A 21,872-nucleotide genomic window follows, 5' to 3' on the forward strand; every position below is an offset into this window, starting at 1 on the left:
GCCGTCGGGGCGCGCCGCGTCACGGCATGCCCAGCAGGCGCAGCCCGGCGGCCGTGGCGGCGGCGAGCACGACGACGAGGACGAAGGGCGCGCGCAGCGCGAGTGCCACGGCGGCCACGCCGAGCGCCGGCAGCCGCGCGTCGACGACGAGGCGGTCCCCGGCCGTCGCGGTCTGCACGGCGACCAGGGCGGAGAGCAGGGCGACGGTGACGAGCGCCGCGACGCGCGCCACCCGGGGCTGGGCGAGCCAGTGCTCGGGCAGGACGTGACCCGCGAGCTTGATCGCCAGGCACGCGAGGCTCGCGAGGAGCACAGCGCCCCACAGCGCGCTCACGGCGTCCGCCCGGCACGGGACGCGCGGGGCGTGGTGACCAGCCCCACGACGATCGCCACCAGCGCCGCGAGCAGCACCGGCACGCCCGTCGGCAGCAGGGGCGTGGTGACGAGCGCGACGACGACGGCCGCGGCGGCGACGCCCTGGGCCGCCCGGCCGGCGAGCCGCGGCCACACGAGCGCCAGGAACGCGGCCGCGGCGGCCGCGTCCAGGCCGTACGCGCGCGGGTCGCCCAGGCGGTCGCCCGCCAGCGCGCCGAGCAGCGTGAACAGGTTCCACAGCACGAAGACGCCCGCGCCCGTCCACCAGAACCCGGTGCGGGCCGCGGACCGCGTCGGCTGGGCCGTCGCGACAGCCGTCGACTCGTCGATCGTCAGCTGTGCCGCGGGCACGCGCAGGCGCCACGGCAGGTCGAGCAGCGGTGTGAGCTGCGCGCCGTACAACCCGTTGCGTGCGCCGAGGAGGGTCGCCGACGCGACGGCGGCACCGAGGGCGCCACCGGAGCCCACGACGCCGATGAAGGCGAACTGCGACCCGCCGGAGAACATCAGCAGGCTCAACGCCATCGTCTGGGGGAGGGACAGCCCGGCGGCGACGGACAGCGCGCCGAACGACACCCCGTACAGTCCGGTGGCCAACGAGACCGAGACCGCCTGCCGACGGGCGGCGGTCGAGGGGTCGTGCGGCGTCACGACGCCACTGTCGCACAGGACCACCGGGCCGCCGTCACCCGGCCTGCGCAGGGCGTCAGAGGGCGACGTACACGGGCTCCAGGTACTCCTCGAGACCCAGCTCGCCGCCCTCGCGCCCCAGCCCGGAGGTCTTGACGCCGCCGAACGGTGCGCTCGCGTCCGACACCATGCCCCGGTTGATGCCGACCATGCCGGCCTCGAGCTCCTCGGCCAGCCGCATCGCGCGTCCGACGTCGCGCGTGTACGCGTAGGCGACGAGCCCGAAGGGCGTCCCGTTGGCCAGGCGCAGCGCCTCGTCCTCGTCATCGAACGTCACGATCGGCGCCACCGGCCCGAACGTCTCCTCGGTGACGACCCGGGCGTCCGGGTCGACCTCCGTGAGCACGGTGGGCGCGTAGAAGTACCCCGCGCGTCGTGGTGCGTGCCCCCCGGTGCGGACGCGCGCCCCGCCGTCGGTGGCCTGCGCGACCACCTCGGCCACCCGCTCCACCGCGGACCGCTGGATCAGCGGGCCCACGGTGACGCCGTCGTCCGCGCCGTGCCCGACCACGAGGCCGTCGAAGGCGGCCGTGAGGCGGCGCGCGAACTCCTCGGCCACGGAGCCGTGGACGAGGAACCGGTTGGCGGCCACGCACGTCTGCCCGGAGTTGCGCATCTTGGCCTGCACGGCGCCCTCGACCGCGGCGTCGAGGTCCGCGTCGGGGAACACGAGGAACGGCGCGTTGCCGCCCAGCTCCATCGAGGTGCGCAGGACCGACGGCGCCGCGGCCGCCAGCAGCGTCGCACCGACCTCGGTGGACCCCGTGAACGACAGCTTGCGCAGGCGGGGGTCGGCCAGCAGCGGCTCGCTGATGCGACGCGCCGAGGACGACGGCACCACGTTGACGACGCCCGTCGGCAGGTCCCGCGCCTCGAGCTCGGCACGGATGACCTCGGCCACGTACGCGGTCGTCAGGGGCGTGAGCTGGGCGGGCTTGACCACGCACGTGCACCCGGCCGCGAGCGCGGGGGCGACCTTGCGCGCGATCATCGCGATCGGGAAGTTCCACGGAGCGATGAGCAGCGCGGGCCCGACCGGCCGGCGCAGGACGAGCTGGTGGTGCGTACCCGCGGGCGCGCGCCGGGCGAGCCCGTCGACCCGCACCGCCTGCTCGCCGTACCAGCGGACGTACTCGGCGGCGTACGCCACCTCGGCGCGCGACTCGGCCAGCGGCTTGCCACCCTCGGCGGTGACGAGCGCCGCGATGTCGTCGGCGCGCGCGGTGAGCGCGTCGAACACCGCGCGCAGCAGGTCGGCGCGCACGCGCGGGGCCGTGCGTCGCCAGGGGTCGAACGCCTCGACGGCGGCGTCGAGCGCGTCGCGGGCGTCCTGCTCGTCGCCGTCGGCGACCTCGAAGATCGTCCGCGCGGTCCCCGGGTCCTCCACGTCGAACGTCGCCCCGGACCGCGCGGGTCGCCACCGGCCCCCGACCAGCATGCCGGTGGGCAGGTGCGCGGCGACGGTCGGGGGCAGCGTCGTGGTCATGCCGACCATCCTCACCCCCCGCCTACGATGTCGCCATGACGCAGACGGCAGACGGGGCGCCCGCCCGCACGACGGACGTCCCGACGCCCTACGAGGACCTGCTGCAGCTCGTGCTCACCACGGGGACTCCCAAGGCGGACCGCACCGGCACCGGCACCCGCTCGGTCTTCGGCCACCAGCTGCGGTACGACCTGCGCGCCGGGTTCCCGCTCGTGACGACCAAGCGGGTGTTCTTCCGTGGCGTCGCCGAGGAGCTGTTCTGGTTCCTGCGCGGGGAGTCGAACATCGCCTCGCTCGTCGCGAAGGACGTGCACATCTGGGACGAGTGGGCCGACGCCGACGGCGAGCTCGGGCCCGTCTACGGCGTGCAGTGGCGGTCGTGGCCGACGCCCGACGGCGGGCACGTCGACCAGCTCGAGCGGCTGCTGGCCGAGCTGCGCGCGAACCCGGACTCGCGCCGGCACGTCGTCTCGGCGTGGAACGTCGCCGAGCTCGACCGCATGGCGCTCGTGCCGTGCCACGCGTTCTTCCAGCTGTACGTCGCCGACGGGCGGCTGTCGTGCCAGGTGTACCAGCGCTCGGCCGACCTGTTCCTCGGGGTGCCGTTCAACATCGCGTCGTACGCGCTGCTCACGCACATGATCGCCCAGCAGGTCGACCTCGAGGTCGGCGACCTGGTGTGGACCGGCGGCGACTGCCACGTCTACGACAACCACGTCGAGCAGGTGCGCGAGCAGCTGACGCGCGAGGCGTACCCGTACCCGACGCTGCGCCTGCGCCGCGCCGCGTCGCTGTTCGACTACACGTGGGCCGACGTCGAGGTGGACGGCTACCGGCACCACCCCGCGATCGCCGCGCCCGTCGCGGTCTGACGCGCGTGATCGGTCTGGTCTGGGCGCAGACGCCCGACGGCGTCATCGGCGACGCCGGCACGATCCCGTGGCACGTGCCGGAGGACCTGGCGCACTTCCGCGAGGTCACGTCCGGCGGCACGGTCGTCATGGGCCGTGCCACCTGGCTGTCGCTGCCCGAGCGGTTCCGGCCGCTGCCGGGGCGCCGCAACGTCGTGCTCTCCCGCGACCCGCGGTTCGAGGCGGCGGGTGCCACGGTGCTCGCCGACCTCGACGCCGCGCTGGCGAGCGCGCCCGACGTCTGGGTCGTCGGCGGGGGAGCGGTGTACGCCGCGACGCTGGACCGCGCCGACCGGCTCGAGGTGACCGTGGTGGACCTCGACGTCCCCGGTGACACGCGCGCCCCGCGGATCGGCGACGGGTGGCGGCTCGTGTCGGGCGGCCCCGACGCGCCGTGGCGCGTGTCACGGACCGGGACGCGATACCGGTTCGACGCCTGGCAGCGCTGAGCACCCGCGTGTCGAGCGGTGGAAGGCCGCGACGCGCACCGCGGTCCGAGCGGTAACCTGTGCGCATGCCTGCCGTGACCTCCGCCACCCACCCGTTCGGGTCGCTGCTGTCCGCCATGGTCACCCCGATGACGGCGGACGGCGCGGTCGACCTCGAGGCCACGGTCCGGCTCGCGAAGCACCTCGTCGACTCCGGCCACGACGGGCTGGTGCTCAACGGCACGACCGGCGAGGCCCCCACGACCCACGCGCCAGAGAAGGCCGAGATCGTCGCCGCCGTCGTCGAGGCCGTGGGCGACCGGGCGTACGTCGTCGCCGGTGCGGGGTCCAACGACACCGCGCACGCCGTCCGGATGGGCGAGCAGGCCGCGGAGGCCGGCGCCCACGGGCTGCTCGTCGTGACGCCGTACTACTCCCGTCCGTCGCAGGACGGCATCGTCGCGCACGTCGCGGCGGTCGCCGACGCGACCGGCCTGCCCGTGATGCTCTACGACGTCCCCGGCCGCGCCGGGGTGCGCCTGACGCCGGCCACGATCGACCGCCTCGCCGCGCACGAGCGCGTCGTGGCCATGAAGGACGCGACCGGTGACGTCGTCGCCGCGGCGCAGTCCGTCACCCGGACCGGGCTCGCCTGGTACAGCGGCGACGACGGTCTCGCGCTCGCGTTCCTCGCGCACGGCGCGGTCGGGCTGGTCGGCGTCACGACGCAGGCGGCCCCCCGGGCGTTCGCGCAGCTGTTCGCCGCGTGGCGCGACGGCGACGCCGCGACCGCCCTCGACGTCTACCGCGGCCTGCTGCCCGCGATCACGGCCCTCAACGGTGCCGGGTTCCAGGCGGTGGCCGCGAAGGCCGCGCTCGTGGAGCTCGGCGTGCTCGACAGCCGGGCCACCCGGCTGCCCCTCGTCCCCTTCACCGACGACGAGGCCGCCGCCGTGCGTGCCGGTCTGGCCGCCTCCGGGCTGCTCGACGTCGTCGCGGGTGCCGACCGCGCGTGAGACGCGGGCACCCACCGACCACCCAGGAGCTCCATGAGTCACCCGCACCCTGACCTGACCCTGCCGCCGCCGCTCCCGGAGGGCGCCCTGCGGATCGTCCCGCTCGGCGGGCTGGGCGAGGTCGGACGCAACATGGCCGTGCTCGAGTACAACGGGCGCCTGCTCGTCATCGACTGCGGCGTGCTCTTCCCCGAGGACCACCAGCCGGGCGTCGACCTCATCCTCCCGGACTTCGACTACATCCGGGACCGGCTCGACGACATCGACGCCATCGTCCTGACGCACGGCCACGAGGACCACATCGGTGCCGTGCCGTACCTGCTGCGGCTGCGTCGCGACATCCCGCTCGTCGGCTCCCAGCTCACGCTCGCGTTCGTCGAGGCGAAGCTCAAGGAGCACCGCATCGCCCCGCTGACGCTCACGGTCCGTGAGGACCAGGTCGAGCAGCTCGGTGCGTTCGAGTGCGAGTTCGTCGCGGTGAACCACTCGATCCCCGACGCGCTCGCCGTCGCCGTGCGCACGCCCGCCGGCACGGTGCTGCACACCGGTGACTTCAAGATGGACCAGCTCCCGCTGGACGGGCGCATCACCGACCTGCGGGCCTTCGCACGCCTCGGCGAGCGGGGCGTCGACCTGTTCATGGTCGACTCCACCAACGCCGAGGTGCCGGGCTTCGTGACGCCCGAGCGCGAGATCGGCCCCGTCCTGGACCAGGTGTTCGCCGAGTCCACCGGCCGCGTCGTCGTCGCGTCGTTCGCGTCCCACGTCCACCGCGTGCAGCAGGTGATCGACGCGGCCGTCGCCAACGAGCGCAAAGTCGCCCTGGTGGGCCGCTCGATGGTCCGCAACATGGGCATCGCCGCCGAGCTCGGCTACCTGCGCGTGCCCGACGGCGTGCTGGTCGACCAGAAGCAGATCGAGAGGCTGCCCGACGACCGCGTGGTGCTCATGTGCACCGGGTCGCAGGGCGAGCCCATGGCCGCGCTGTCGCGCATCGCCAACGGCGACCACAAGGTCTCGGTCGGCCCCGGCGACACCGTCGTGCTCGCGTCGAGCCTCATCCCCGGCAACGAGAACGCGGTGTTCCGCGTGATCAACGGCCTCATGCGGCTGGGCGCCCGCGTCGTGCACTCGGGCAACGCCAAGGTGCACGTCTCGGGCCACGCGAGCGCCGGTGAGCTCCTGTACTGCTACAACATCCTGCGCCCGCGCAACGTCATGCCCGTGCACGGCGAGGTGCGACACCTCATCGCGAACGCCGGGCTCGCCGTCAAGGCGGGGGTGCCCGCGGACCGCGTGGTGCTCGCGGAGGACGGCGTCGTCGTCGACCTGATCGACGGGCGCGCGCGCGTCGTCGGCGCCGTGCCGTGCGGCTACGTGTACGTCGACGGGTCGAGCGTCGGGGAGCTGACGGAGGCCGAGCTCAAGGACCGCCGGATCCTCGGCGACGAGGGCTTCATCACGATCTTCGCGGTCGTGTCGTCGGCCGACGGGAAGGTGCTCGCCGGCCCGCAGATCCACGCGCGCGGCGTCGCCGAGCAGGACGACGTCTTCGACGAGATCCTCCCGGTGCTGACCACCGCGCTGGAGGACGCCGCCCGTGCGGGCGCGACCGACACGCACCAGCTGCAGCAGGTGATGCGGCGCGTCGTCGGCCGCTGGGTGTCGAACAGGCTCCGTCGCCGGCCGATGATCATCCCGGTCGTCGTCGAGGCGTAGTCCCGACGGGGCGTGGCGCGAGCGCGCCGGTGACGTGAGGCGCGGGTCGGTCGACCCGCGCCTCACGCGTCCCTCCGGGCGGCCGAGGCGCGGGGTGGTGGGTCAGGCCGGCGGGGGACCGAGCAGGCCCGGCCCCGCGGCGCGCAGCGCGGCCACGTAGCGCTCGTCGCGCTCGCTCGCGGGCCAGGGCAGCAGCCCGTCGAGCTCGAGGGTCACCCAGCCGTGCGCGAACGCCCAGACGTGCGTGGCGCCCCGGGTGACGTCGTCCGGCCGGGCGCCGCCGGGGTAGGCGGCCGCGGCGGGCTGTGCCCGGAGCGTGTCGCGGACCGCGTCGAGCAGCACGAGGAACGGCGGTGCACCGGACACCGGTCCGCTGTCCGGATGGGCCGCCCCGGCGCCGGGGCGGGTGAACATGACGAGGTACGTCTGCGGCTCGTCGAGCGCGAACCGCCGGTAGGCGACGCCGAGCGCGAGCAGGTCGGCGGCGGGTGCTCCGGTGCGCGGGCTCGACCGCAGGTGCCGGGCGAAGCGGTCGGACGCGCGCTCGCCGACCGCACGCAGCAGCGCGTCGCGGCTGCCGAAGAGCGAGTACACGGCGCTGGACGACGTCCCGGCGCGGGTGGCCGCGTCGCGGACGGTGAGCGCGTCGGCGCCGCTGTCGGCGACGACGCGGGTCGACTCGACGAGGAGGCGCTCGCGTACGGCCTCGTCGTGGACGCGGGGTCGGGGCACGACCTGAGCGTACGTCTTGACGGGAGGTTCCAGGACGTTGTTCCATAACGTTGTTACCGAACAACGGAGGCCATCGTGCTCGAGCTCACCGAGGCGGCCCGCGCGACCGCCGGCGTCGTCGCCCTGACCGTGGTCGCCATCGAGTCGGGCGGCTGGTTCCTCCTGCGGGTCGCCACGGGCCGCCAGCAGGCCACCGACTTCCAGCGGTCCTTCTTCCGTGCCGGGCACGCGCACGCCGGCGTCCTGGTGACGCTCGGGCTGGTGTGCCTCCTGCTGGGCGAGGCGACGAGCCTGTCCGGCGCCTGGCGCTGGCTCGCCCAGACCGGCGTGCTCGTGGCCGCCGTCCTGCTGCCGGCAGGGTTCTTCCTGTCCGCCGTCGGCACGGGCCGCACACGCCCCAACCGCCTCGTGGTCCTGCTGCCGCTCGGGGCGCTGTCGCTGGCGGCGGGGGTGGCCACGCTCGGTGTCGGGCTGCTGCAGGCCTGACCCCTCGACGTGGGCCTGGCGACGCGCGTCACCCGCGACACGGCGCGGGACAGCCGCGGGAGCGGGGCCAGGGCGGCTACCGTGAGGACCATGGCGACCCGTACGACCCCGAACCCCGCGCGCTCGTCGCGTGCCGGCGGCTCGACGTCGTCGCGGGGCAGCGCGCGCGGCGGTTCCGCGCGACCCGCCGGCCGTGCGCCCGTCCCGCCGCGGCAGCCCGCCCTCCCGCTGCGCATCGTGCGCGGGATCTGGATGGGCGGCGCCCACCTCGTCGGCGGCGCCGCGCGGCACGTCGGACGCGGCGCCCGCGAGCTCGACCCCGCGCACCGCCGCGACGGCATCGCCTTCACGCTGCTCGCGCTGGCGATCGTCGTCGCGGCCCGCGAGTGGTGGGACCTGTCGGGGACCGCGGGTGACGTCGTGCACAACGTGGTCGCCGGCACGTTCGGCGTCGTGGGTGTCGTCGTGCCCGTCGTGCTGCTGGGCGTCGCCGTGCGGCTCATGCGGCACCCCGAGCGTGCGCAGGCGAACTCCCGCATCGGCATCGGCCTCACGGCCATCACGGTCGCGGCCTGCTCGATCGTGCACATCGCCCAAGGCCGTCCGGGGACGGACCAGATGCCCGCGCTGCGGGAGGCCGGCGGCATCATCGGCTTCGGCGTCGGCACGCCGCTCGCGTCCCTCCTGACGCCGGTCGTGGCGGGCGTCCTGCTGGGGATCCTCGCGTTCTTCGGGGTGCTCGTGGTCACGGCGACGCCGGTGCACCAGATCGGCCCCCGCCTGTCGGCGCTCTACCGGCGGCTCACGGGGCAGCACGAGGCCGCCGAGCAGGACGAGGACGCGCCGCTCGTCATCGAGGCGCTGCACAGCGCCCGGCCGGAGCCGCCGACCAAGCCGCGTCGCAAACCGCGGCTGCTGGGGCGCAAGCCCCGCGCCGACGACCCCGCGGAGCCCGACGCCGACCGCCTCGACGAGTACGTGGGCGACGAGGCCTTCGAGCGCGCGGCCGTCGTCGACCGGACCGTCGGCATCCCCGACGAGTCCGCGGGCGACGCGCCGACCGCACGCCTCGACCCCGCGCCCCCGACGGCGCCCACCGCGGCGGTCGCCGCCGTGGGCACCGAGCTCGAGGCCCCGCGACCCACCGGGGTCCCGCGGGGCGAGCAGCCGATGCTCGAGGGCGACGTCGTGTACATCCTGCCGAGCGAGGACGTGCTGGCGAAGGGTGCCCCGCACAAGGTGCGCTCGGCCGCGAACGACCGCGTCGTGGAGTCCCTGACCTCCGTGCTCGAGCAGTTCGAGATCGACGCGCAGGTCACGGGCTTCACCCGGGGCCCCACCGTGACGCGCTACGAGGTCGAGCTCGGCCAGGCGGTCAAGGTCGAGCGCGTCACCGCGCTGAGCAAGAACATCGCGTATGCCGTGGCCAGCGCCGACGTGCGCATCCTGTCGCCGATCCCCGGCAAGTCCGCGATCGGCATCGAGATCCCCAACACCGACCGCGAGACGGTCGCGCTGGGTGACGTGCTGCGCTCGTCGGCGGCCAAGCGCACCGAGCACCCGATGGTCATCGGTGTCGGGAAGGACGTCGAGGGCGGCTACGTCGTGGCGAACCTCGCCAAGATGCCCCACCTGCTGGTCGCGGGCGCGACCGGCGCGGGCAAGTCGTCGTTCGTCAACTCGATGATCGTGTCGATCCTCATGCGGTCCACCCCCGACGAGGTGCGCATGATCCTGGTCGACCCCAAGCGCGTCGAGCTCACGCTCTACGAGGGCATCCCGCACCTCATCACCCCGATCATCACGAACCCGAAGAAGGCCGCCGAGGCCCTCGAGTGGGTGGTGCGCGAGATGGAGGCGCGCTACGACGACCTCGCGAACTTCGGGTACAAGCACATCGACGACTTCAACGCCGCCGTGCGCGCCGGCAAGGTCAAGCCCCTGCCGGGCTCGGAGCGCAAGATCGCGACGTACCCGTACCTGCTGGTCATCGTCGACGAGCTCGCCGACCTCATGATGGTCGCCCCGCGCGACGTCGAGGCGTCGATCCAGCGCATCACGCAGCTGGCGCGTGCCGCCGGCATCCACCTGGTCCTGGCGACGCAGCGGCCGTCGGTCGACGTCGTCACCGGTCTGATCAAGGCCAACGTGCCGTCCCGACTCGCGTTCGCGACGAGCTCCCTGACCGACTCCCGCGTCGTGCTCGACCAGCCCGGCGCCGAGAAGCTCATCGGGCAGGGTGACGCGCTCTTCCTGCCGATGGGCGCGGCCAAGCCGATGCGCACCCAGGGCGCCTGGGTCTCGGAGTCCGAGATCCACGCCGTCGTCGAGCACGTCAAGACGCAGCTCAAGCCGGTGTACCGCGAGGACGTCGCGGTCCAGGCCGTCAAGAAGCAGGTCGACGAGGACATCGGCGACGACCTGGACCTGCTGCTGCAGGCGGCCGAGCTCGTCGTCACCACCCAGTTCGGCTCCACGTCGATGCTGCAGCGCAAGCTGCGCGTGGGCTTCGCCAAGGCGGGGCGCCTCATGGACCTCCTGGAGTCCCGCGAGATCGTGGGCCCGTCCGAGGGCTCGAAGGCGCGCGAGGTGCTGCTGCAGCCCGACGACCTGCCGGCGACGCTCGCGATGCTGCGCGGCGACCCGGGGCCCGCGTCGCCGGACCTGGAGGACGACGGCGGGCCGACGCCCGCCGACGTCGACTGAGCGGCGGCGGCGTGGACGCAGGTCTGCTCGGGCCGTACAACGTCATCACCACCGCCATCGCCGTGGTCGCCGTGGCCGCACTCGGCACCGTGCTGGTGCTGCTGCGCCGGGAGCGTGCCCAGGCCCGGCGGAACGCCGAGCTGGTGCGTCTCGCGCGTCAGCTCAACCGGCGGTACGACGCGCTGCAGAGGGTCACGAGCGAGGGCGTCGTCGTGCAGACGCGCGACGGGCACGTGCTCGACATGTCCGAACGGGCCGCGCAGGTCCTCGGCGTCGCCCGGGGGGACGCGGTCGGGATGCACGTCTCCCGCCTGCCCGTCGTCCTGCTCGACGACCGCGGTCTCGCCGTGAACCCCGGGCTCGTGCTGGGGCACCGGGAGGGCGACGACGAGCGCACGACCGTCGTCACGCTCGTGCCGCCGGGGCCCGGGGCCCGGCCGTCGGTCGTCCAGGTGACCAGCCGGAGGATGTCCGCCGACGAGGGCGGGGAGGCCGGCGTGCTGACGACGGTCGTGGACGTCACCGCACGTCACGACGTCGAGGTCGCGCTCTCGCGCAGCGAGACGCAGTTCCGCGTCGCGATGGAGAACGCGCCGATCGGCATGGCGCTCGTCGACCTCGAGGGGCGCATCGCGGAGGCGAACGTCGCGCTCGCCGAGCTCCTGGGCACCCACGCGTCCGCGCTGCGGGGGTACCGGGTCGACGAGCTGTGCGCGCCGGAGGACCGCGCCGCGCAGCGCATGGAGATGGACAAGCTGCTCGGCGGCGGCCAGCAGCGGTTCTCCCTGGAGATGCGGTGCCGACGTGCCGACGACCAGCTCGTGTGGGTCGTGTTCGACGCGGCGCTCGTGCGTGCCGCCGACGGCCGGCCCGACCACTTCGTCGTCCAGGTGCGTGACGCGACCGAGTCGAAGATGCAGGCCGAGATGCTGACCCACCGGGCCATGCACGACCCCCTGACGGGCCTGGCGAACCGCACGCTGCTGCAGGAGGTGCTGCAGACGGCGCTCGCGCAGCCGGGCGCGGTCGACCGCATCGCCGTGCTCGCGTGCGACCTCGACGGCTTCAAGGCGATCAACGACCGGTACGGGCACGCGGCCGGCGACGACATCCTCGTGCACGTCGCGGGCGTGCTGCGGGCCGCGACGTCCGGCGGGGGCACCGTGGCCCGCCTCGGTGGCGACGAGTTCGTCGTCGTGCTGCAGGAGCTGCACGCGGCCAAGGCGGTCTTCGAGGTCGCCAACGAGATCCACACCGGGCTCGCCGAGCCCGTGCGCGTGGGGCGGCGCCGCCTCGGGGTGGGCGCGAGCATCGGCATCGCGCTCGCCGAGCCGCACCTCGTCGAGGCGGGCGCCCCGACGCTGCTCGCCGCCGCCGACGCGGCGCTGTACCGGGCCAAGCAGTCCGGCCGGGGGCGCACCGAGGTCTACGACACGTCGATGGAGCTCGCTGCGCCGTCGAACCTGCACCGCGAGCTGGTGCACGCGATGGAGGCCGGCGAGCTGGTCGTGCACTACCAGCCGATCGTCGACCTGTCGGACGCGCGCGTCGTCGGGTACGAGGCGCTCGTCCGCTGGCAGCACCCGCATCGCGGGCTGCTGCTGCCCGGGGCGTTCCTGCCGCAGATCCAGGAGGCCGGCGTCTCGGTGATGCTGGGTCAGCTCGTCGCCGCGCGCGTCGTGGAGTTCCTGGCGAGCCACACCGACGACGGCCGGTGGGTGTCGGTCAACGTCTCCGCCGACCAGCTGGGGGACTCGGAGCTCGCGACCCGGCTCCTGCAGGACCTGTCCCGGCACCGGGTCACCGCGGGCCGCCTCGTCCTCGAGCTGACGGAGTCGTCGCTCGTCGCCTCGGGGACCCGGATCCGGCACGAGCTCACCCAGCTGTCCGCTGCGGGCGTCCCGATCCTGCTGGACGACTTCGGCACCGGCGTCTCGCCCCTGTCGTACCTGCGCGACCTGCCGGTGGCCGGCGTGAAGCTCGACATGTCCTTCACGTCCGGGATCCCGCACGACCCGACGGCGGGCAAGGTCGTGCGGGCCCTCGGGGCGCTCGCGCGCGAGCTGGCGATGGTGACCATCGCCGAGGGCATCGAGAACGAGGAGCAGGCCGACTTCCTGCGCCGCAACGGCTGGCGGTACGGGCAGGGCTGGCTCTACGGGGGCGCGCGCCCCCTGGACTGACTGCGGGGCGCGACGGCGGTCAGCGCGCGCGGGGCAGCACGACGGGGCCGGGCCCGGTGGGGACCGCCGGCACCGAGCGCTCGGGCGCGTCGGGGCCGGCTGCGGCCCGGACGAGCTCGAGCCGGGCGGCGACCTGTGCCGCCGAGAGGGCTCCCGCACCCGCCGGCACGTCCGTCAGCGCGTGGACGCGGTGCCCGCCACGACGGTCGACGGTCACCGGCGTCCACTGCACGCCCGCGACGTGCGGCCGACCCGCCGGCGTGCCCGCCGCCGGGTCGGCACCGGTCGCGAGCACCTCGGCCGTGAGGAGCAGCCCCGACGCCGTCCCGGCGGCGCAGCACGCCTCGTCCTGGTTGGAGACGTAGTTGCCGAGGCCGTAGGCGACCCACATCCCCGTGCCGTCGGGGCCGCCGGCGAGGTGCTCGACGGACTGCGGCACGTGCGCGTGGTGGCCGATGACCAGGTCGACCAGCCCTGACTCCGCGAGCGTCGCGGCGAGCGAGCGCTGGGCGTCGGTGGGCACGGTCCGGTACTCGGTGCCCCAGTGCAGCGACACCAGCACGAGGTCGGCGCCGTCGTTCCGCACCGCCGCCGCCCGACGCACGAGGTCGTCCGCGTCGATGAGGTGCACCGACCAGGGCTTGCCGGCTTCCACGGGCATCCCGTTGGTGCCGTACGTGGCCGCCAGGTGCGCGACCGTGACGGTGCGGCCGCCGCGCTCCAGGCGGTAGGTCTGCGGCTGCGCGCCCTCGAGCGCCGAGCGCGCCGTGCCGACGTGGCCGAGCCCCGCGGCGTCGAGCGCGTCGAGGGTCGCGACCACGCCCGCGAACCCCCGGTCCACGGAGTGGTTGGACGCCGTGGAGCAGCCGTCCCAGCCCTGGTCCGCCAGCCCCGCGGCGAGCTGCACCGGCGCACCGAAGACCGGGTAGCCCGACGGGGCGGACCCCGGCGGGACGATCGGCACCTCCAGGTGGCACAGCGCGAGGTCCGCCCCCGACACCCACGGGTCGAGGGGGTCGAGGAGGCGCCCGAAGTCGTAGCCGTCGCCGTCACGGGCGGAGCGCAGCACGGGCATGTGCGGCAGCACGTCGCCCGCGGCGACGACGGTGAACCCGATGTCGGGGTCGCGCGTCGGCACGGGAGCGGGCGTCGGGGAGGGCGTCGGCGACTCGAGGTGCGCCCCGGCGACCGTCGGGACGGGCGCCGGCAGCGCGCGCACGGCGCCCGCGCCTCCCGCGGCCAGTGTCGCCGCCACGGCCAGGACCACGGCCGTCATGGTGCAGCCGACCACGAGCGGCAGGACCGGCGGACGCAGGTCCCGGGCATGGCGTGGCACGCCGGGAGGCTAGTGGGTCGTCCGTCCAGGTGGGTGCCGCCGGACGGGTGACGTCGCGGGCGAAACCCACCGGTTCGGCGGGCGCCGGTCGGGCCCGTAGGCTGGGGCCGTGGTCCACGACGCTCCTTCTGTGTGGAACCCGGCCAACGTCGTCACGATGCTGCGCATCGCCGTCGTGCCCGTGTTCGCGATGGCACTGCTGGCCGACGGCGGCCACACGGTCGGCGGGCGCGTCCTCGCGACCGGCCTCTTCGTCCTCGCGGCGGCGTCCGACCGGCTCGACGGCTGGCTCGCACGGCGGTCCGGGCAGGTCACGGACCTCGGCAAGATGCTCGACCCGATCGCCGACAAGCTGCTCGTCGGCAGCGCGCTGGTGCTGCTCTCGTGGCTCGGCGACCTCTGGTGGGCCGTCACGGTGCTCGTGCTGCTGCGCGAGGTGGGCATCACCGTCATGCGGTTCTTCCTCCTGCGGTACGTCGTGCTGCCGGCGTCGCGCGGCGGCAAGCTCAAGACCGTCCTGCAGGCCGTCGCCATCTCGCTGTACCTGCTGCCGCTGGACCACCTGCCCGCGTTCGTCGGCTGGCTCGCCGCCGCGGCCATGGGGGTGGCGGTCCTGGTGACGGTCCTGACGGGTCTCGACTACGTGCGCGACGCCGTGCGCATCCGCCGCGCCGCCGGCGTCCCGCCCGCCGCGGGGCTGTGAGCGCGTCCCCCGAGGTCGCGGCCCGGGTGCTGGACGCCCTGGCGCGTCGCGGGCGCTCGCTCGCCGTCGCCGAGTCGCTCACCGGCGGGCTCGTGACCGCGACGTTCGTCGAGGTCCCCGGCGCGTCCGCCGTGCTGCGCGGCGGCGTCGTCGCCTACGCCACCGACCTCAAGGCGGCGCTGCTGGGCGTCGACCGCGTCCTGCTCGCCGCACGGGGTGCGGTCGATCCCGACGTCGCCGTGGCCATGGCCCGGGGCGTGCGGGAGCGGCTCACGGCGGACGTCGGCCTCGCGACCACGGGCGTCGCCGGTCCCGACCCGCAGGACGGGCAGCCCGTCGGGACCGTGCACGTCGCGGTCGTGACCGGCGACGTGTGCGAGGTGCGCAGCCTCGAGCTGCCGGGCGACCGTGGAGCCGTCCGTGCCGCCGCGTGCGCGGCCGTGCTCGCGCTGGCGTCCGAGGTGCTCGGCGCCGAGCCGTGACGAAGGTCCCGGGCCCGGGAACACGCGGCGCAGCCGCCGCGTTGGGGGTGGTGTGACCAGCACCCGACCGCCAGCGCGCGGCACAGGCGCACGCGTGGGCGGTGCGCGGTACGGTGGACGTCTCCCGGCCCTGCGGCCGGGAGCAGCAAGTACGACGGTTCCGCCGGCCGGCGGTCCGTCAGTGGACCGAGGACACGACGTGAGGGGAGGAGGCCAGATGGTCGTTCTGCGACGAGAGATCGGCGACGTCCTGCGGGACGCGCGCCAGCGCCAGGGCCGTACCCTGCGTGAGGTCTCCTCGGCCGCCCGCGTGTCGCTGGGCTACCTCAGCGAGGTCGAGCGCGGGCAGAAGGAGGCGTCGTCGGAGCTGCTGAGCAGCATCTGCGACGCGCTGGACGTCCCGCTGTCCCTGGTGCTGCGCGAGGTGAGCGATCGCGTCGCCGTGGCCGAGGGCCTGCTGATCCCGGACACCGTCCCGGCGGACCTGACGGCCTCGGCCGGCCTGGGTGTCGACCGCAACCTCGGCGGCGACGCCGGCTGGGCGATGCCCCGCTCGGAGCTCACGCCCGTCGGCTGAGCCCACCCGCGGCCGGACGCCCGGCCGCGCGTCGTGGTGCCGGTGGCCGGACGGTCGCGGACCGCCGCCAGGGCACGACCTCACCGTCGGCCACGTACCTGGCACCCCGGGCACCAGTAGAGCCGGCGCTGCAGGGGCGGCTCGCCGACGTCGCCGCGTGCGACACGGGCGCCGCACCGCGTGCACGGGCGCCCTTCGCGGCCGTAGACGGCCGCGGTCGGCCGTCCGGAGGCGACCGACGACCGCAGCAGCGCGCGGGCCGCCCGCAGCACCTCGGCGGGATCGGTGACCGCGTCGGCGGGCGTCCACGGCCACCAGCCGCACGCGAACAGCGACTCGGCGGTGAAGATCGTGCCGATCCCGGCCACGACCCGCTGGTCGAGCAGCACCTCGGCGACCGGGCGTCCGCCCTGCGCCGCCCAGCGACGCACGGCCTCGGCGATGCCCGGCGTCGGCAGCTCCAGCACCGGGGGACCCGCCCACGGCACTCCCGGCGTCGTGTCGAAGTCGCCGTCCAGCACGTCGGGACCGAGGTGGGCGAGCAGGGTCGGCTCGGTACCCGTGGGCACCACGTCCAGCATGCCGAGCAGGTACCCGACGGCCGTCCACCGCTCGGTGCCCAGCACGGCGCGCACGTCGGGCGACCGCGCCCCTGCGCGCCGGTCCGCGCTCGGGACGATGCGCCACGACCCGTCCATGCGCAGGTGCGTGTGCAGGGTGCGGCCGTCGTCGAACCGGGTGAGCAGGTGCTTGCCGTACGGGCGCGTCCCCAGGACCGTGCGCCCCGTGAGGTCGACGGTGGCAGCCGTCGGCCAGCGCAGGTCGGCGCGCACGAGTCGGTGCCCCGCGAGGGCACGGTCGAGGTGCGCCGCCGCGCGTCGCAGCACGTCACCCTCGGGCACGCCGGCTCCCGTCCGTCGTCACGACGCCTGCAGCCGCAGGCCGCGCGGGGTCGTCAGGAAGCCGGCCGCGGCCAGCGCGACCGCCGCCGGCGAGCCGAGCACGTCGGCCGAGAGGACCTGCGCGCCGTCGATCCGCTCGACCGTGAGCCTGCCCGTGCGCCGCGCGCGCGCCGTCACGGCGAGCGCCTCGGCGGCGACCGCGAGCGTCGTCGTGTCGTCGGTGAACGTCAGGAGCGTGCGCCCGCCGCGCTCGAGGTAGAGCACCAGGGCACCGTCGACGAGCGTCACGAGCGCGCCGGCCTTGCGCCCCGGGCGGTGCCGGGCGCCGTCCCGCCCGTCCGGTGCGTCGGGCCACGCGAGCGCCGCACCGTACGGGTTGGCGGGGTCCGTGGCGGCCAGGACGACGGCCCACGGTGCGTCCTCCCGCGACGCGCGCGGCTCCGGTGCGCCGGGCGTCCACGCGCGCGGCCCGGACGGAGCGCCCCAGGCGGGTGGCGGTACGTCCTGCCACGGGAGCCGGGGACCGCTCGCAGGGGCGGCGTCCCGCCGGTCGGCGGCGCGCTGCCGGGCGCGCTCGACGACCTCCGCGTCGGTGCGGAGCCGGTCGACGGCACCGGGCAGCGCGAACTGCGAGCCGCCCAGTCGCTCGACGAAGTAGCCGCGGCGCACCTGCCCCGACTGCTCGAGCGCGGTCAGCACGCGGTACACGGCGGCGAACCGGCCGGCGACCCCCTCGGCGGGCGCCACCGCGCGCGTCAGCACGCCGTGCCGGTCGAGCAGCTGCGCCGCCAGGGCGTGCGCGCGCACGGTCACGTCCGGCTCACGTGCCGGCAGCAGGGACCAGCGCCCGGCCCCCGCGCCGGCCGCGGAGCCGGTCGCCCTGGCCCCGGCACCGTCCCGGACTCCGACGGTCGGGCCGACCCGCGTGCCGGCCCGCAGACCCAGGCGGGGACGCAACGGGCGGCCGCGGGCGGGTGCGCTGCGCGTGCGGTGCGCGGTGGAGCCTCCCGCGAGCCACGTCCGCAGCGGGCCGAGGCCGTCGTTCGTCACCCGGCCCGCCCACACCAGGTCCCACAGCGCGGCGAGCACGGCGGGGGCGTCGGGCGGCGCGTCGTCGTCGAGCCACACGGCGGCCACGCGCTCGACGAGTGCGGGCAGGAACCAGGCCCCGCCCCCCTCGAGGGCACCGAGGACCGCGCGGTGCGTCCGGTCGCTCGCGGGGGCGTCGGGCTCGTCGAGGTCCGGCACCGGCGCGAGCGTGAGGTCCGCGACGGCTGTCGGGTGCAGGGACACCAGGCCGTCGTGCCCGGCGAGCGGCGCGTGACCCGCCCACAGCACCTCGCCCGCGGCGGTCAGCTCGTCGAGCATCGCCGGCACGTAGTCGGGCACGCGTGCGGGCAGCACGTGCGTCTCGAGCGCCGACGCCGGGACCGCGAAGCCCGCGAGCTGCTCGACGGCGCGTGCCACCGCGTCGACCCCGCGCAGGCCGGTGGGCCGCCTGCCCACCGGCTGCACGCCCTGCCACTGCGGCAGGAAGACGCCGAGGGACTGCGGGTCGACCGGCTCGACCTGGGCGCGCAGCGCCGCCAGGGAGCGCTGGCGCAGGCGGCGCAGCACGTCGGCGTCGCAGAACTCGTCGCCCGTTCCGCCCAGCACGTCCGGACGCAACCGGCCCTGCACGAGCACGCCCGAGGCCTCGAGCCGCCGCAGCACCTCGGTGACGACCGCGATCCCGAGGCCGAACCGCGCCGCGGCGCGGGCCGCCGGGAACGGGCCGTGCGTGCGCGCGTGGCGTCGCAGCAGGTCGGCCAGGGGATCCGGCAGGACCTCGGTGAAGACCTCCGGCACGCCGACGGGCAGCGCGACCCCGAGGGCGTCGCGCAGGCGTCCGGCGTCCTCGACGGCCGCCCACTGCTCGGCGCGGTCGGCCGGCAGACCGCTGATCCGGACGCGGATCGCGCGGCGCGCGGCCGCGAGCTCGTCGAGCCAGGCGGGCACGTCGTCCCGGACCTCGGGACGTGTGCGCGCCGCGACCTCGTCGGCCGTCAGCGGCCCCTGGCGGCGCAGCACGTCGGCGACCTGCTCGATCGAGCCGGCCTGCCGGTCGGGCGCCGTGCCGGCCAGCTCGGCCTCCGTGCGCTCCACCGCCTCGGGGTCCAGCAGGTCGGCCAGCTGCGACTCCCCGCCGGTGCCCAGCAGCTCGGCGAGGAGGGTCGGGTCGAGCGTCAGGGCGGCGGCACGGCGCTCGGCCAGCGGCGCGTCACCCTCGTAGAGGAACTGCGCGGTGTAGCCGAACAGCAGGGACTGGGCGAAGGGTGACGGGTGCGGGGTGGTGACCTCGACGACGCGCACGCGGCCCGTGCCGACGTCGCGCATGAGCCCGACGAGCGCCTCGGTGTCGAAGTCGTCCTGCAGGCACTCGCGCACGGCCTCCAGCAGGATCGGGAAGTCCGGGTAGCGCGCCGCGACCTCGAGCAGCTGGGCCGCGCGCTGGCGCTGCTGCCACAGCGGCTGGCGGCGGTCCGGGCGGCGGCGCGGGAGCAGCAGCGCGCGCCCCGCCGCCTCGCGGAACCGTGCCGCGAACATCGCCGAGCTCCCGAGCTCGTCGCGGACCGACGCCAGCACCTCGTCCGGGTCGAGCAGGAGGTCCTCCAGCGTCAGCCGCGGCCCGCCGTCACCGTGACCGGCGTCGTCGCCCCACGCCTCGTCGGCGGCGCCGTCGAGGACGTCGGGGAGCCGCAGCACGATGCCGTCGTCGGCGTGCATCGCCGCGGCGTCGACCCCGTACCGCTCCCGCAGGCGCGCCGCCAGCACGAGCGCCCACGGCGCGTGGACGCGGGCGCCGTACGGCGAGTGCAGCACGATGCGCCAGTCACCCAGCTCGTCCCGGAACCGCTCGACCACCACCACCGTGTCGCTCGGCAGCTGACCGGTGGCCTCCAGCTGCTCGCGCAGGTACGCCAGGAGGTTGTCGGCCGCCCACGCGTCGAGCCCGGCCGCCTCGACGCGTGCGCGCGCCGCGGCGTCCGGCAGCGCGCCGACCTCCCGCACCCAGGCGCCCACGGCACGGCCCAGCTCGGCGGGCCGCCCCGGCGCGTCGCCCTTCCAGAACGGCAGTCGCCCGGGCACACCCGGCGCCGGGGTCACCAGCACGCGGTCCGGCGTGATGTCCTGGATGCGCCACGTGCTCGACCCCAGGGTGAACGTGTCACCGACACGCGACTCGTAGACCATCTCCTCGTCGAGCTCGCCGACCCGCTTGCCCCCGCGCACCCGGCCGCCGGTGCGCTCGGCGTCGGCGGCCACGTCGCTCGTCTCCCCGCCGCCCGCCAGGAACACGCCGAACAGCCCGCGGTCGGGGATGGTGCCGCCGCTCGTCACGGCCAGCCGCAGCGCGCCCGGTCGACCCGACAGGACGTCGGTGACGCGGTCCCACACCACCCGCGGACGCAGCTCGGCGAAGTCCTCCGACGGGTAGCGGCCGGCGAGCATGTCGAGGACGGCGCGCAGGGTCCCGTCGCCGAGCGTCGCGAACGGTGCCGACCGGCGCACGACGCGCGCGAGGTCGTCGACCTGCCAGTCGTCGACCGCCACCATGGCGACGACCTGCTGCGCGAGCACGTCCAGCGGGTTGGACGGGACCGCCAGGGCCTCGAGCTCGCCCGTGCGCATGCGCTGCGCCGTCACGGCGGCGGGCACGAGCTCGCCGCGGTACGTGGGGAACACCACCCCGCGCGAGACGGCACCGACCTGGTGCCCGGCCCGCCCGACGCGCTGCAGGCCGCTCGCGACCGACGGCGGGGCACCCACCTGGACGACGAGGTCGAGCGCGCCCATGTCGATGCCGAGCTCCAGCGAGCTCGTCGCGACCACCGCGGGCAGGCGGCCCGCCTTGAGCTCGGACTCGGTGCGCGTGCGCTCCGCGCGGCTCATGGACCCGTGGTGCGCGCGGGCCACGATGGTCCCGGCGTCACGCGTGTCGACGCCCGCCGACGTCCCGGACTGCCCGGGTGCCGCCGCAGCGCGCACCGCGCCCGGGTCGGGCACGTCCTCGCCCTGCCTCTCGGCCCACACCTCGTTGATGCGGGCCGTCAGGCGCTCGGCGCCGCGGCGGGAGTTGGTGAAGACCAGCGTCGAGCGGTGGGCGGCGACGAGGTCGACGACCCGCTCCTCGACGTGCGGCCAGATCGACGCGCGCGGCGGTGCGTCGCCCGGTGCGGCCGGTGCGGTCCCGGGCGCGGGTGCGCCGAACCCCGCGAGGTCCGGGTCGATCCCGGGCCCGCCGTACCGGCCGGCGGCCCCCGGCCCGGCGTCGGCACCCGCGCGTGCCGCCGACGCCAGGTCCCCGAGGTCCGGCACCGGCACGACGACCTCGACCTCGATGACCTTCTGCGACGGCGGCTGCACGACGACCACGGGCCGGCCGCCGTCCTCGCGTGCGCGAGCACCGCCCAGGAAGCCCGCGACCGCGTCGACGGGACGGACGGTCGCCGAGAGCCCGATGCGCTGCGCCGGTCCCGGACCGCCCTGCGCCTCCAGGAGCGCGTCGAGCCGCTCGAGGCTGACGGCGAGGTGCGCGCCGCGCTTCGTGCCCGCCACGGCGTGGATCTCGTCGACGATCACCGTGCGCACGCCCGCCAGGCCACGGCGCGCGCCGGACGTCAGGACGAGGTAGAGCGACTCGGGCGTCGTGATGAGGACGTCGGGCGGCGTCGTGGCGAAGGCGCGCCGCTCGGCGGGCGGCGTGTCGCCCGTCCGGATGCCGACGGTCACGTCCGGCAGGGTCCTGCGCAGGCGCGTCGCCGCCTGCCGGATCCCCACGAGCGGCGAGCGGAGGTTGCGCTCCACGTCGGTGGCGAGCGCCTTGAGCGGGGACACGTACAGGACGCGGCAGCGTTGCGCGCGGTCGGCCGGCTGCTCGCCCGTCAGCAGCCCGTCCAGCGCCCACAGGAAGGCCGCCAGGGTCTTGCCGGACCCCGTGGGTGCCACCACCAGGGCGTGGTCACCGCCCGCGACCGCCTCCCACGCGCCGGTCTGCGCCGCCGTGGGCGCGTCGAAGGCGCCCGTGAACCACGTACGGGTCGGCTCCGAGAACCGGTCGAGCACCACCGGGCCATTGTGTCGGCCAGGACCGACAGGC

Annotated in this window: 17 protein-coding genes; 10 read left to right on the plus strand and 7 right to left on the minus strand. The window is 75.7% G+C overall.

Translation table 11 applies throughout. The annotated features are described in order from the left end of the window. Positions 1-19 precede the first annotated feature (19 nt). Genes NP075_RS07795 through NP075_RS07805 form a run of 3 tightly spaced genes read right to left on the minus strand, consistent with a single transcriptional unit; the run spans position 20 to position 2,551 of the window. Positions 20-334 (minus strand): AzlD domain-containing protein, encoded by a 315-nt coding sequence (locus NP075_RS07795; RefSeq protein ID WP_227565046.1) that lies wholly within the window; start codon positions 332-334, stop codon positions 20-22. Beyond that, positions 331-1,026: an AzlC family ABC transporter permease gene (locus tag NP075_RS07800; RefSeq protein ID WP_227565045.1), complete on the minus strand. Its 696-nt coding sequence runs from the start codon at positions 1,024-1,026 to the stop codon at positions 331-333. The genes NP075_RS07795 and NP075_RS07800 overlap by 4 nt, the downstream gene beginning before the upstream one ends. Before the next feature lie 55 nt (positions 1,027-1,081). Then, a complete protein-coding gene (locus NP075_RS07805; RefSeq protein WP_227565044.1) occupies positions 1,082-2,551 on the minus strand; it encodes an NAD-dependent succinate-semialdehyde dehydrogenase in 1,470 nt (489 codons plus the stop codon). 35 nt (positions 2,552-2,586) lie between these two features. Here NP075_RS07805 and NP075_RS07810 point away from each other — a divergent pair, with 35 nt between their 5' ends. The 4 genes from NP075_RS07810 to NP075_RS07825 all read left to right on the plus strand — a co-directional run bounded on the left by NP075_RS07810 (position 2,587) and on the right by NP075_RS07825 (position 6,625). Next, on the plus strand, positions 2,587-3,423 hold the full coding sequence (locus NP075_RS07810) for a thymidylate synthase (RefSeq protein WP_227565043.1): 837 nt from the start codon (positions 2,587-2,589) through the stop codon (positions 3,421-3,423). A 5-nt stretch (positions 3,424-3,428) separates the two neighbouring features. After that, on the plus strand, positions 3,429-3,911 hold the full coding sequence (locus NP075_RS07815) for a dihydrofolate reductase (protein ID WP_227565042.1): 483 nt from the start codon (positions 3,429-3,431) through the stop codon (positions 3,909-3,911). Positions 3,912-3,976: 65 nt separating this feature from the next. Next, complete coding sequence (gene dapA / locus NP075_RS07820) at positions 3,977-4,906, plus strand: 4-hydroxy-tetrahydrodipicolinate synthase (RefSeq protein WP_227565041.1); 930 nt, start codon at positions 3,977-3,979, stop codon at positions 4,904-4,906. A gap of 33 nt (positions 4,907-4,939) precedes the next feature. Beyond that, on the plus strand, positions 4,940-6,625 hold the full coding sequence (locus tag NP075_RS07825) for a ribonuclease J (RefSeq protein ID WP_227565040.1): 1,686 nt from the start codon (positions 4,940-4,942) through the stop codon (positions 6,623-6,625). A gap of 102 nt (positions 6,626-6,727) precedes the next feature. On the opposite strand, the gene NP075_RS07830 is transcribed toward NP075_RS07825, so the two are convergent. After that, positions 6,728-7,357: a TetR/AcrR family transcriptional regulator gene (locus tag NP075_RS07830; RefSeq protein WP_227565039.1), complete on the minus strand. Its 630-nt coding sequence runs from the start codon at positions 7,355-7,357 to the stop codon at positions 6,728-6,730. Between the two features lie 75 nt (positions 7,358-7,432). On the opposite strand from NP075_RS07830, the gene NP075_RS07835 reads away from it, so the two are divergent. From NP075_RS07835 to NP075_RS07845, 3 genes are all read left to right on the plus strand, one after another. Next, positions 7,433-7,843 (plus strand): hypothetical protein, encoded by a 411-nt coding sequence (locus NP075_RS07835; RefSeq protein WP_227565038.1) that lies wholly within the window; start codon positions 7,433-7,435, stop codon positions 7,841-7,843. 90 nt (positions 7,844-7,933) lie between these two features. Further along, positions 7,934-10,549, plus strand: coding sequence for an FtsK/SpoIIIE family DNA translocase (locus NP075_RS07840; RefSeq protein ID WP_227565037.1), 2,616 nt, complete (start codon positions 7,934-7,936; stop codon positions 10,547-10,549). A gap of 11 nt (positions 10,550-10,560) precedes the next feature. Continuing rightward, a complete protein-coding gene (locus NP075_RS07845) occupies positions 10,561-12,732 on the plus strand; it encodes a putative bifunctional diguanylate cyclase/phosphodiesterase (RefSeq protein WP_227565036.1) in 2,172 nt (723 codons plus the stop codon). Between the two features lie 19 nt (positions 12,733-12,751). Here NP075_RS07845 and NP075_RS07850 read toward each other — a convergent pair whose 3' ends face one another. Then, positions 12,752-14,068: a CapA family protein gene (locus NP075_RS07850; protein WP_227565035.1), complete on the minus strand. Its 1,317-nt coding sequence runs from the start codon at positions 14,066-14,068 to the stop codon at positions 12,752-12,754. 109 nt (positions 14,069-14,177) lie between these two features. Between NP075_RS07850 and pgsA the strand changes: the two genes are divergently transcribed. The 3 genes from pgsA (at position 14,178) to NP075_RS07865 (ending at position 15,830) form a co-directional block, all read left to right on the plus strand. After that, positions 14,178-14,771, plus strand: a complete 594-nt coding sequence (gene pgsA / locus NP075_RS07855) for a CDP-diacylglycerol--glycerol-3-phosphate 3-phosphatidyltransferase (protein ID WP_227565034.1) — start codon at positions 14,178-14,180, stop codon at positions 14,769-14,771. After that, on the plus strand, positions 14,768-15,253 hold the full coding sequence (locus NP075_RS07860) for a CinA family protein (protein ID WP_227565033.1): 486 nt from the start codon (positions 14,768-14,770) through the stop codon (positions 15,251-15,253). Before pgsA ends, NP075_RS07860 begins: the two co-directional genes overlap by 4 nt. A gap of 217 nt (positions 15,254-15,470) precedes the next feature. Beyond that, a complete protein-coding gene (locus NP075_RS07865; protein WP_227565032.1) occupies positions 15,471-15,830 on the plus strand; it encodes a helix-turn-helix domain-containing protein in 360 nt (119 codons plus the stop codon). Positions 15,831-15,910: 80 nt separating this feature from the next. On the opposite strand, the gene NP075_RS07870 is transcribed toward NP075_RS07865, so the two are convergent. Then, on the minus strand, positions 15,911-16,732 hold the full coding sequence (locus NP075_RS07870) for an Fpg/Nei family DNA glycosylase (RefSeq protein WP_227565031.1): 822 nt from the start codon (positions 16,730-16,732) through the stop codon (positions 15,911-15,913). A gap of 18 nt (positions 16,733-16,750) precedes the next feature. After that, positions 16,751-21,841 (minus strand): Lhr family ATP-dependent helicase, encoded by a 5,091-nt coding sequence (locus NP075_RS07875; RefSeq protein ID WP_227565030.1) that lies wholly within the window; start codon positions 21,839-21,841, stop codon positions 16,751-16,753. Between the last annotated feature and the right edge of the window lie 31 nt (positions 21,842-21,872).

Source organism: Cellulomonas wangsupingiae (genome assembly GCF_024508275.1).
GTDB lineage: Bacteria > Actinomycetota > Actinomycetes > Actinomycetales > Cellulomonadaceae > Cellulomonas > Cellulomonas wangsupingiae.